The sequence below is a fragment of the Providencia hangzhouensis genome (genome assembly GCF_029193595.2).
GTDB classification, from domain to species: domain Bacteria; phylum Pseudomonadota; class Gammaproteobacteria; order Enterobacterales; family Enterobacteriaceae; genus Providencia; species Providencia hangzhouensis.
This window is the reverse complement of sequence record NZ_CP135052.1, coordinates 992,528-1,004,748: the sequence shown is the minus strand read 5'-3', so window position 1 is coordinate 1,004,748 and position 12,221 is coordinate 992,528. Positions and strand designations below refer to the sequence as shown.

Genomic DNA, 12,221 nt, shown 5'->3' with positions numbered 1-12,221 from the left:
AATTTTCTCCGCGTCAATCATGAGCGCATTTTGTTAAGGCCGCCCAGACTATTAACACACTTTACATCGTCACCCATGCAGAGAATGTTCCAGTCAAAATAATTATAAATCTACCTATTAAGCGCTAACTAATTAGCACTTAATAGATTTACTAAAATCACAAAGAGGGAAAATATTTTCCCTCTTTAAAGTGTTACTGTCTACTGACTTTGATAAGTCTAATAAAATCAGCTAAGTTGCTTAACCACCGAAGTCATCCAACAGGATATTTTCATCTTCAACACCGAGGTCTTTCAACATTTTAATCACAGCAGCATTCATCATTGGAGGTCCACACATATAGAACTCACAATCTTCTGGCGCTGGATGGTCTTTTAAGTAGTTTTCATATAAGACATTATGGATGAAACCTGTATAACCATCCCAATTATCTTCAGGCATAGGGTCTGAAAGCGCGACATGCCATGTAAAGTTCTCATGTTCTGCGGCAAGTTGGTCAAAATCTTCAGTGTAGAACATTTCACGGACTGAACGCGCACCATACCAGAAACTGATCTTACGTTTAGAATCCAAACGACGCAGTTGGTCAAATATGTGAGAACGCATTGGCGCCATTCCCGCACCACCACCGATAAACACCATTTCTGCTTCCGTTTCTTTAGCAAAAAATTCACCAAACGGCCCAGAAATAGTGACTTTATCCCCTGGCTTTAATGACCAAATATAAGAAGACATGATCCCCGGTGGGACATCTGGATTACGAGGTGGTGGCGTAGCAATACGCACGTTTAGCATGATAATGCCATACTCTTCCGGGTAGTTTGCCATCGAATAGGCGCGAACAGTTGGCTCTTTAACCTCAGACACATAACGGAACAGGTTAAATTTATCCCAATCTTCGCGGTACTCTTCTGGTACATCAAAATCTTCGTATTTGACAACATGTGCCGGACATTCAATCTGAATAAAACCACCCGCACGGAAAGGAACTACCTCTCCTTCTGGAATTTTCAGTTTAAGCTCTTTAATGAAAGTGGCTTTGTTATCATTAGAAATAACTTCACACTCCCATTTTTTCACACCAAAAATTTCTTCTGGAAGCTCAATTTTTAAATCTTGCTTAACGTTGACCTGACACGCTAATCGGCAGCCTTCTTTTGCTTCACGTTTGTTGATGTGTGAAAGCTCAGTTGGCAGAATATCACCACCGCCTTCTTTGATTTTCACACGGCACTGACCACAAGAGCCACCGCCGCCACATGCTGATGAAACAAAAATACCTTGGTTTGATAGCATGCCTAACAGTTTGTCGCCCGCCGGAGCTTCAAAACTTTTGTCTGGATCGCCATTAACTTCAACTTTGATGTTCCCTGTATTGACTAGCTTGGATTTAGCAAACAGGATTAAACCTGTCAGCACCAAGACAATCAGGGTAAACATCACGACACCTAAAATAATAATTTCCATGAATTCTTCTCGCCTTTATAGCTGCACACCGGAGAAGGACATAAAGCCCAATGCCATTAAACCGGTTGTCACAAAGGTGATACCTAACCCTTTTAGACCCGATGGAATATCTGAGTACTTCATCTTCTCACGGATAGCCGCCAGCAATACGATTGCGAGCATCCAGCCGATCCCCGAACCGAACCCATACACAATCGATTCGCTAAAGTTATAATCACGCTGAGCCATGAAAGAAACACCACCGAAAATGGCACAGTTAACGGTAATCAATGGCAAAAAGATACCTAACGCGTTATACAGTGACGGGAAGTAGCGGTCTAAAATCATTTCAAGAATCTGAACTAACGCGGCAATAACACCGATAAAAGTGATGAAGTTCAAGAAGGATAAATCGATACCTTCGGCAATCGCACCATCACGTAACACCAAGTTGTATACTAAGTTATTGGCTGGGACAGAGATCCCCAGAACTACCGTTACAGCGATACCCAGCCCAAAAGCGGTTTTTACATTCTTCGACACCGCAAGGAAAGTACACATTCCCAAGAAAAACGCTAATGCCATATTTTCAATAAAAATGGCTTTAACAAATAGGCTAATATAGTGTTCCATGTGATTAGTCCTTCTCTACCTGAGCTGGTTTCAGAGTACGTAGTCCCCAAATCAGCATACCAATGATAAAGAATGCACTTGGCGCGAGGAGGAACAAGCCATTTGGCATGTACCAACCACCGGTTTGTAGTGATTCAAAAACTGTGATACCAAACAATTTGCCGGAACCAAATAACTCACGGAAAAAACCGACTAAAACAAGGATCACACCATAACCAAGGCCGTTACCAATACCGTCCATGAAGCTTTCAATTGGTGGTGCTTTCATTGCGTAAGCTTCAGCACGTCCCATGACGATACAGTTAGTAATAATCAAGCCAACAAATACAGAAAGTTGTTTTGATATTTCATAAGCGTATGCACGTAAAATTTGGTCAACGACAATAACTAAAGACGCAATAATCGCCATTTGAACAATAATACGCACACTACTCGGAATATAGTTCCTGATGAGTGAGATAAAGAAGTTAGAAAAAGCCGTTACTAAGGTTACAGCAATCGTCATAACGAGCGCGGTTTCTAACTTCGTTGTCACTGCAAGTGCAGAACAAACCCCTAATACCTGTAAAGCAATTGGGTTGTTATCAAATAGCGGCCCAAGTAGGACGCGTTTTACTTCTTTTGAATCAGCCATTATTCAGCGCTCCTTCACGTACTTTTTTCAGGAACGGACCAAAACCGTTATCCCCTAACCAGAAATCAAACATATGTTGGATCCCGTTCGATGTTAGAGTCGCACCTGAAAGGCCGTCGATACCGTATGGGTTATCTGTAGCACCACCGCGCACGATTTTAATTGCCGGAACCCCCTGTTCATTGAACAGCTTTTTACCTGGCCATTGTGCTTTCCACTGAGGGTTATCAACCTCACCACCCAGCCCTGGTGTTTCACCATGTGCGTAGTAAGTAATACCACGAGAGGTAACACCATCTACATCTACCGCAATAAAGGCATACATGACAGACCACAAACCAGAACCGTAAACAGGTAAAATAATTTGTGATACTTTTCCTGCTTCATCTTTAACCAAATAGATTTCAGCGCTATTGGCACGACGGCGGATTTTTGCAATATCCTCTGCAGGAGAGAGTGCAATACTCGTTTCTTCGCTGCGTAGCTCGCTATTTAAGTCATAACGGCTAGTGCTATCAGATAATTCATTAGTTTTAAAATTCAAAAGTTTAGGTTCGATGCGATCCTTATACACATTTTGAACTTCCTCAGCGGTCATTTTAGGCTGTAGCAACCCAGCAACACTTAAAATGTTACGTTGAGTATCTAACTGAATCTGTTCTTGCTGCTGTGGTTTTAAACCAACGGCAGCACCTGCGACGACAATAGAGCACACTAGACAAAGAATAAAAACAACTAGAAATGTTCTGCCGACGCTATCGTTATTAATTGGTTTTTCATTAGCCACGAGCTTTTCTCCGCTTAATATTTGCTTGAACGACCAGATAGTCAAACAGAGGAGCAAACAGGTTGGCGAATAGGATCGCCAGCATCATCCCTTCTGGATAAGCTGGGTTAACAACCCTGATAAGAACACACATTACACCGATCAGAATGCCGTACGCCCATTTACCTTTGTCTGTGAATGAAGCTGATACTGGGTCTGTCGCCATAAAAATCATACCGAATGCGAAGCCACCGAGTACCATGTGCCACCACCATGGCATAGCAAATAACGGGTTGGTATCAGAGCCAATCGCGTTGAATAGGTAGGACATTGCAATCATACCAACCATCACACCAGCAACAATGCGCCATGATGCGATACGGAAGAACATGATAAGAGCCCCACCAATAAACAGCATCAGAGTTGACACTTCACCAATTGAACCTGGCATATTACCTAAAAAGGCTTGCATCCAAGTAATAGGCTCATGAGTCACTGTGTTCATTAGCGCATGCTCACCACCTGTTGCCCATTGTGATAATGGTGTTGCACCAGAGAAGCCATCTGCAGCGGTCCAAACTAAGTCACCTGATATTTGAGCAGGATAAGCAAAGAATAAGAAAGCACGTCCAGCCAATGCCGGGTTTAAGAAGTTACGCCCAGTACCGCCAAAAATTTCTTTCGCAATAACAACCCCGAACGTGATACCTAATGCAGCCTGCCATAAAGGAATGGTTGGCGGCACAATTAAGGCAAATAGAATCGAGGTAATAAAGAAGCCTTCGTTTATTTCATGGCCGCGGATCATGGCGAATAACACTTCCCAGAAACCACCGACTAAGAAAACGACTGCATAAATAGGAAGGAAATACACTGCACCCAGCAGCATTTTACTTCCCCATCCCGCATCCATCGAAAGTGATGCGCCTAAAAACTGCGCTAAGCTATAATGCCAATCACTAGCTAGAACTTGCTGTAATTCAGCCCCGCTATATAATTGATGCAAAGCTGGGATGGCTTGGTTACCAACGTTATACATTCCCCAGAACATAGCTGGGAAAACCGCTAGCCACACCAATATCATCATACGTTTCAGGTCAATAGTATCCCTGACATGAGAACGCCCTTTTGTTACCGTACCCGGCGTGTAAAAAACAGTCGAAACTGCTTCAAATAACGCATAGTATTTTTCTAGCTTTCCACCGGGCTCAAAATGGTGCTCATACTTTTCAAATAAATTTTTCAGACCCATGGAATCACCCTTCTAGCTCAATCTTGGTCAGAACATCGCGTAGCACCGGACCATATTCATATTTCGCTGGGCAAACGTAGGTACATAAACCTAAATCTTCTTCGTCCAACTCTAAACAGCCCAATTCTTGTGATGAGTCAGTGTCTCCAGCAAGGAGATCGCGCAATAAATGAGTGACCATGATATCGAGAGGCATGACTCGCTCGTAGTTACCAATTGGCACCATCGAACGCTCGCCACCGTTCATTGTCGTTGTAAAATTAAAACGTTTATTTTTCAGGAAATGCCCGATTGTGGTACGAGTAATCGTAAATTTATTAACACCAGGCATAATCCAGCCAAATAACTCTTTATTGCGACCTTCGGCTAACACTGAGACTTGATTATGAAAACGACCAAGATAGTGATGGGTATCATCGCATGTCACGCCCCAAAGGACTGAACCGGAAATAATACGATTTTCACCCGCTTTAAGCTGACCTTGTGTTAATTCATATAAATCAGCACCTAGGCGAGTACGCAGAAGACGAGGTTTTTCAACTTGTGGCCCTGCTAATGAAATCACGCGGTCTGTGTATAGGTGACCCGTAACAAATAGCTTACCAATAGCAATAACGTCTTGGTAATTAAGGCTCCAAACTTTTTTCTTAATACTCACAGGTTCTAAGAAATGAATATGAGTTCCCGCTAAACCAGCAGGATGCGGCCCTGCAAACTGAGTATAAGAAATTTGGTTATGTGCCGTATTCTTCGGTAAGTCTCCCTCTCCATGACACACATGGATTTTACCTTCTGTTAAACGACTTAGAACCAAAAGCCCATCGTTAAATGCTTGTTCTTGCTCTTTAATAATTAAAACAGGATCCGCTGCAAGTGGGTTAGTATCCATTGCAGTGACAAAAATAGCGATAGGTGAAGAACCCGGTTGTGGTGAACGGCTAAATGGACGCGTTCTTAAAGATGTCCACAGACCCGATTTGATCAAGTTATCTTCGACTTGTTGTTGCGTTAATGTTGATAGCTCATCACGAGTATAAGCTGCAAATGTTTCTTGTTCATCACCATCAATTTCGATGACAACAGATTGAAGCACACGACGCTCACCACGATGAATAGCAACAATTTTACCGCAGGCTGGGCTTGTAAATAAAACCCCTGGGTTCTTTTTATCTTCAAAAAGAACCTGTCCTTTAACTACACGCTCACCTTCTTTAACCAGCATCGAAGGACGCATTCCGACATATTCCTCACCTAGCACAGCTACGTGTTGAATTTTCGGGCCGTCTTCTATCACTTGGGCTGGCTCACCTGCGATAGGAAGGTTGAGGCCTTTTTTAATTTTAATCATAAGATCTGCACAAGTTTATCAGTTAAACCCTAAGCTAACGATTCAGCAATGAATGATAGCGACTCATTAAATAAAAAATAGCTCAAGTAATCGTCATCACTTAAGCAGGTATTCTCACATAATTGTTACTAAATTTTATCTTCTGCCACCCACAATTTTATCAGTTCCCACTCTCTATGTCCGGCTATAGAAGTGACATAGTTCAAGCAAATTGCATTAATATTTAAATTTTTCTGTTAACAATTCGGTATTATCGATATTTAAGCTCATATTTATCGATCATTGTTTATTATTTACACAATAAAGGTTCATTTAAAAACTATTAACAAACTATATTAATTTTCGATTTACTCGTCTAGAATGCATAAAATATGTACTCTTTTTGTTCAAAAACATTTTCTTGATATGGCTTAAATATGAAATTAAGTAAATTTTTTAGTGCAATTTTTTTATTTGTACTCATATATTCTCCTGCTATTCAGGCAAGTAACTATTCATTTCTACTTAATAATAACGTATCGGATAGCTCAAACTCATCCATTTTTATTCAAATATTTAAGCAAGAAGGTTTATTAGAACTCTACCAAAAAACACCATCAGGAAAATATAAACTGTCGAAAACTTACCCAATTTGTAAGTTTTCAGGAGGGCTAGGTCCCAAAAAAATTGAAGGCGACCTGAAAAGTCCAGAAGGATTTTATCAAATTACAGCGGAACAGCTCAATCCTAATAGTCGGTATTACCGATCTATCAATATTGGTTTTCCTAATGAGTTTGATAAAGCGCAAGGCTATAGCGGTAGCTATCTTATGATCCACGGCAGTTGCGTTTCGGTGGGATGTTATGCCATGACCGATAAATATATGGGTGAGATTTACCAAACAGTAGAAACGGCCTTACTCAGCGGACAGTCGGTCATTAATGTCAGCATTTACCCATTTAAAATGACAAATGAAAATATGCTGCGCTACCGTAATTCCAGCCATTATGCCTTCTGGAAGCAGCTACAACCCGCTTACGAGTATTTCAACCGCACAGGAAGGCCTGCCGAGGTGTCGGTCGCTTTAGGTAAATATGCGGTTATTGACCAAGCTGATACCCCAACAAAATTGTTAGGGTCTAAATCACAATATGCGCTCACCAAGATAGAATAAGACGAAATTACCAGGGTCAATTCGCTGCCAGTTTTCGTTACCCGTTAGTGGTTGCGTTGCGATAACAGAGACCACATCAGTGGGGGTCGTGCACTGCTCAAAATCGATTTCAATATCTTGGTCAAGTAATTTTGCTTTACCAAACGGTGCCTTACGCGTTAACCAATGTAAATTCGTCGAGCTAAAGGCCATCATATATTGCCCATCAGACAGCAACATATTAAATACCCCTTTATGACGTAATTGGTCAGCTAATGTCGCAATAAAACGGAACACGCTTTTCCAATTCGATGGCCTGCGTGGGTATTTTTCACTGAGTTGATGAAGTATCCAACAAAATGCCCATTCGCTATCAGTTTCACCTATTGGGCAATAACGTCCAGTTTTCAGTGTACGATACCCCTTTAATTGCCCATTATGTGCATAAGTCCAATTACGTCCCCATAGCTCACGAGTAAAGGGGTGAGTATTTGCTAACGACACATCCCCCCGATTTGCTTGGCGAATATGCGCAACAACACTTTCTGATTTAATCGGGTATTCCTGCACAAAACGAGCGACAGGTGATAAAAAACTGGGTTGAGGATCTTTAAATGTGCGACACCCGAGCCCCTCATAAAAGGTAATTCCCCAACCATCTTTATGTGGGCCTGTTTGGCCCCCTCGGGAAATTAACCCACTTAGGCTAAACGAAATATCGGTTGGAACATTGGCACTCATGCCAAGTAACTCGCACATTTAAAAGCTCCTGATCAATAATAACGTTACTTCACCATCTCTTTTTCGATTAACTGAATTAAGATATGAATAACTTTAATATGAATTTCTTGGATACGGTCGGCATACCCAAAGTGTGGAACACGAATTTCAATATCCGCGGTTCCAGCCATTTTCCCGCCATCTTTACCTGTTAGCGTGATGACTTTCATACCTTTTTCACGCGCAGCGGCAATCGCTTTAATAATGTTTCCTGAATTACCTGAGGTAGAAATTCCGAGTAAAACATCACCTTTCATGCCAACAGCTTCGATAAAGCGCGAAAAAACATACTCATAGCCGAAGTCATTACTCACACAAGATAAATGACTCACATCTGAAATAGCAATCGCAGGATAACCTGGGCGGTTTTCGCGATAACGCCCAGTTAATTCTTCAGCAAAATGCATTGCATCACAGTGAGAGCCCCCATTACCACAAGATAATACTTTGCCACCTGCTTTAAAAGAGTCAGCAAGTAGAACGGCAGCCTGTTGGATAGCATTAATATTGGCATCATCGCTAAGGAAATTCGATAACGTCTCGGCCGCTTCAGTCAGCTCGCCGCGGATTAAGTCTTGATACATGAGATTTCCTCTTAATTAAGAATACGTTACAGAAATTACGATTAATTTACATCCAAATTATCCTAAAAGAAAAATGGCGTTCCATGGCAAAACTCAGATAGATATCAGTAATTAATCTTTAATAGTCAGATTGTTGCACAGGGATAATTTTGTTTCTACTTTTGATTGTGCTGTCATGACCCTATCGACAAAATTCACCGTATCTCATAACCAATAACCTGACTTTTCATAAAACAAATAAGACTAATTACTACGATAATTTCCTTTATATGACGTTTTTGTGAGCTAAGTTGTAATTAAGATGTAAATACATTGCTAATCCTTTATTAATAGGTATAGATTAAAGCAACAAACAGGTCAGACCTCTTACAAGTGGACAGGAGCTTAACTATGATCCTTCTCAGCATTGTGTTATTTCTCGCCTTAATCGGCGTACTTTGTTACCACAAAACCTCTTTAGTTTTTAGCTCAATATTATTATTGGCCTATACCGCGGTTATGGGGGTCATCAATATTTGGAGCTACTGGATGTTACTGCCAGTTGCCTTGGTTTTATTTCCTTTTGTCTTCACTCCCGTACGTCAATCGCTTTTCTCTATTCGCGCGATGAAAATGTTCCAAAAAGTCATGCCGCCAATGTCAAGTACAGAAAAAGAAGCCATTGACGCTGGAACAACGTGGTGGGAAGGTGACCTTTTCCGTGGTGCTCCAGATTGGAATAAACTGCATAACTACCCAAAACCGCAATTAACCGCTGAAGAACAGGCTTTTATGGATGGGCCCGTTGAAACTGTTTGTGGTATGGTCAATGACTTCGAAGTTAGCCATGAACTTGCGGATCTTCCTCCTGAAGTGTGGCAATACCTACGTGATCACCGTTTCTTCGCTATGATCATCAAAAAAGAATATGGTGGCCTTGAGTTTTCTGCTTATGCACAGTCTCAAGTTCTACAAAAACTCGCTGGCGTATCCGGTATTCTTGCTATCACTGTTGGTGTTCCAAATTCATTAGGCCCTGGCGAACTACTACAGCATTATGGGACTGACGAACAAAAACAACGCTATTTACCGGGCTTAGCGACGGGTGAAGAAATTCCATGTTTTGCATTAACGAGCCCTGAAGCAGGCTCAGATGCTGGTGCAATCCCAGATTCAGGTGTCGTTTGTATGGGAGAATGGCAAGGTGAGCAAGTATTAGGAATGCGTTTAACATGGAACAAACGCTATATTACCTTAGCACCAATTGCCACTGTACTAGGTCTCGCATTCAAACTTTCAGACCCTGATAAACTCTTAGGTGGCGAGAAAAACCTTGGTATCACCTGTGCGTTAATTCCAACTAATACCCCAGGTGTTGAAATTGGTCACCGCCACTTCCCACTAAATATTCCATTTATGAATGGTCCTACACGTGGAAAAGATATTTTTGTTCCAATCGATTACATTATTGGTGGGCCAAAAATGGCTGGCCAAGGTTGGAGAATGTTGGTTGAGTGCCTTTCAGTGGGTCGTGGCATTACATTGCCATCGAACTCAACAGGTAGCTTGAAGAGTATCGCTATCGCGACAGGAGCTTACTCTTATATTCGTCGCCAATTCAAATTACCCATTGGTAAAATGGAAGGTATTGAAGAGCCGCTAGCGCGCATCGCGGGTAATACCTATCTAATGGATGCAGCTGCAACTCTCATTACCTCTGGGATTATGTTAGGTGAGAAACCTGCCGTTCTGTCTGCTATTGTTAAATACCATTGTACACACCGTGGCCAGCGCGCCATTATTGATGCCATGGATATTACGGGTGGTAAAGGAATCTGTCTTGGGGATTCAAACTTTGTTGCCAGAGCCTATCAAGGCGCACCTATCGCCATTACAGTTGAAGGGGCAAATATCCTAACCCGCAGTATGATCATCTTCGGTCAAGGCGCTATCCGTTGCCATCCTTTTGTATTAGAAGAAATGGCCGCAGCGCAGGACAATAACTTACATAAATTCGATAAAGCCGTATTTGGGCATATTGGACATGTGGTTAGTAACCAATTCCGTAGCTTCTGGCTTGGTTTAACCAATGGCCGTGGAAGTCATGCACCAACCAAAGATGAAACACGTCGTTACTATCAAATGCTAAACCGCCAAAGTGCCAACTTAGCATTGCTATCCGATGTTGCCATGGGTGTGTTAGGCGGTAGCTTGAAACGCCGTGAACGTATCTCTGCTCGTTTAGGGGATATTTTAAGCCACTTGTATCTCGCATCTGCAACCTTAAAACGTTATGAAGATGAAGGTCGCCAGAAAGCAGACTTACCATTAGTGAAATGGGCGGTTGAAGATTGTTTATATCAATCAGAAAAAGCGATGGATGACCTCCTGAAAAACTTCCCTAACAAATTGGTTGCCGGGATCATGCGCATCACACTGTTCCCTACTGGCCGTGCGATGTCGACACCATCAGACCGACTAGACCATAAACTGGCTCAAATTCTGATGGAGCCATCAGAAACACGCGACAGATTGGGCCGTGGGCAGTATTTAACACCTACGGAAAACAACCCTCATGGCTTAGTTAACCAAGCCTTGCTGGATATCATTGCCGCTGAACCTATTTTCGAACGTATTTGCCGCTTAAAAGAGCGTAAGCTCAGCTTTACTCGCTTAGATAAGCTTGCTGACCAACTACTTCCTGAAAACGTAATTACGCAAGAAGAAGCTGATATCTTGCGTAAAGCAGAAGCAAGCCGGTTACGGACGATTAACGTCGATGAGTTTGAGTTTGATGATTTGGGTGTACTTCCGACAAAAAAGTCACCAGATGAACCTTCAAATGAAGAAACTAGTAAGAAAAAGAAAGCGGCTTAATTAATTATTAAGTTTATTAAGTAATAAAAAAACTCAAGGAGTTATTCGCCCCTTGAGTTTTTTATTAGTGCAAATTATACATCAATTTTCTACGTACTCGGGGAGTTTGCTCGTTGTTTAGCCTCTAATATATAAGGTCGTAATTTAATTTTATTATCCCAGTCACCTAGCTTAAATTGACAAATCTCCCCACCTTCATTTGCACAAATTGTTAGATACTCTTTTGCTTTGTCTATTTTTCCAAATTCATAAAAATAGATTTCAGAGGCGGCCTCTAACGCTAATAGACGGTAATAACCTTTAGTTTCTATCAACCTTTCCCAATATTTTATTGACTGCTCTAAATCAATCTCCACACCAACTCCGTGGTTATTAAAGTAAGCTAATCGGTATAAACCCAGCTGAAAATTAGGATCAATCATTACAGCTTTATTTAAATATTCTAAACCAATTAAACAATTTTCATCTGCAATTCGCTTTAAATTGACTAGACTTTTTTCAGAACAGGTCGAATCATCAAAATATAATAAAAATAAAAGATAATGGGTTTTGGCGTCACCTTCATCTACTTTATTTTTGAGTAGATAAAATTTCTCTGCTGTCTCAATTGGTGTCATGGCCTGAAAAAAATTTTTCTCTTCTTCATGCTTCATATTATTAGTAGAAAAAGCAAGCATCCTATACGACGGAGGTTTCACGTCACTACTTTGTAAAAAATTTTCACTATATGAATATGAATCATATCCACTGAGAATAAAAACTAACACAACCAATAACCATTTCATATTA

General features: G+C 41.3%; 11 protein-coding genes. 2 read left to right on the top strand and 9 right to left on the bottom strand.

Annotated features, from left to right (window positions below; genetic code table 11):
- Positions 1-240 precede the first annotated feature (240 nt).
- From nqrF to PZ638_RS04350, 6 genes are read right to left on the bottom strand one after another with little or no spacing between them, the layout of a single operon-like run.
- A complete protein-coding gene (gene nqrF, locus PZ638_RS04375) occupies positions 241-1,467 on the bottom strand; it encodes an NADH:ubiquinone reductase (Na(+)-transporting) subunit F (RefSeq protein ID WP_004264766.1) in 1,227 nt (408 codons plus the stop codon).
- Between the two features lie 15 nt (positions 1,468-1,482).
- Positions 1,483-2,079: an NADH:ubiquinone reductase (Na(+)-transporting) subunit E gene (gene nqrE / locus PZ638_RS04370; protein WP_004264764.1), complete on the bottom strand. Its 597-nt coding sequence runs from the start codon at positions 2,077-2,079 to the stop codon at positions 1,483-1,485.
- Between the two features lie 4 nt (positions 2,080-2,083).
- Entirely contained in the window at positions 2,084-2,713 is a 630-nt protein-coding gene (locus tag PZ638_RS04365) for an NADH:ubiquinone reductase (Na(+)-transporting) subunit D (RefSeq protein ID WP_004264762.1), read from the bottom strand.
- Positions 2,706-3,500: a Na(+)-translocating NADH-quinone reductase subunit C gene (locus PZ638_RS04360; RefSeq protein ID WP_110592315.1), complete on the bottom strand. Its 795-nt coding sequence runs from the start codon at positions 3,498-3,500 to the stop codon at positions 2,706-2,708. Before PZ638_RS04360 ends, PZ638_RS04365 begins: the two co-directional genes overlap by 8 nt.
- Positions 3,493-4,731, bottom strand: coding sequence for an NADH:ubiquinone reductase (Na(+)-transporting) subunit B (locus PZ638_RS04355; RefSeq protein ID WP_004264756.1), 1,239 nt, complete (start codon positions 4,729-4,731; stop codon positions 3,493-3,495). The genes PZ638_RS04360 and PZ638_RS04355 overlap by 8 nt, the downstream gene beginning before the upstream one ends.
- 4 nt (positions 4,732-4,735) lie before the next feature.
- The gene (locus PZ638_RS04350; RefSeq protein ID WP_004264753.1) at positions 4,736-6,079 is read right to left on the bottom strand and encodes a Na(+)-translocating NADH-quinone reductase subunit A; all 1,344 of its coding nucleotides are present in this window, start codon (positions 6,077-6,079) and stop codon (positions 4,736-4,738) included.
- A gap of 416 nt (positions 6,080-6,495) precedes the next feature.
- On the opposite strand from PZ638_RS04350, the gene PZ638_RS04345 reads away from it, so the two are divergent.
- Positions 6,496-7,233: a L,D-transpeptidase family protein gene (locus PZ638_RS04345; protein ID WP_004264751.1), complete on the top strand. Its 738-nt coding sequence runs from the start codon at positions 6,496-6,498 to the stop codon at positions 7,231-7,233.
- Here the strand turns inward: PZ638_RS04345 and PZ638_RS04340 are convergent.
- Together PZ638_RS04340 and lpcA are read right to left on the bottom strand one after the other, a co-directional pair.
- Positions 7,204-7,971, bottom strand: a complete 768-nt coding sequence (locus PZ638_RS04340) for a class II glutamine amidotransferase (RefSeq protein WP_004264748.1) — start codon at positions 7,969-7,971, stop codon at positions 7,204-7,206. The two genes, PZ638_RS04345 and PZ638_RS04340, sit on opposite strands and share 30 nt — an antisense overlap.
- Before the next feature lie 26 nt (positions 7,972-7,997).
- Positions 7,998-8,576 carry a D-sedoheptulose 7-phosphate isomerase gene (lpcA, locus tag PZ638_RS04335; RefSeq protein WP_004264745.1) on the bottom strand — a complete coding sequence of 193 codons (579 nt, stop codon included), beginning with the start codon at positions 8,574-8,576 and terminating at the stop codon, positions 7,998-8,000.
- A gap of 390 nt (positions 8,577-8,966) precedes the next feature.
- Here lpcA and fadE point away from each other — a divergent pair, with 390 nt between their 5' ends.
- Positions 8,967-11,432 (top strand): acyl-CoA dehydrogenase FadE, encoded by a 2,466-nt coding sequence (gene fadE, locus PZ638_RS04330; protein ID WP_110592317.1) that lies wholly within the window; start codon positions 8,967-8,969, stop codon positions 11,430-11,432.
- Between the two features lie 89 nt (positions 11,433-11,521).
- Here fadE and PZ638_RS04325 read toward each other — a convergent pair whose 3' ends face one another.
- Positions 11,522-12,217 carry a hypothetical protein gene (locus PZ638_RS04325; RefSeq protein ID WP_004264740.1) on the bottom strand — a complete coding sequence of 232 codons (696 nt, stop codon included), beginning with the start codon at positions 12,215-12,217 and terminating at the stop codon, positions 11,522-11,524.
- Positions 12,218-12,221 lie beyond the last annotated feature (4 nt).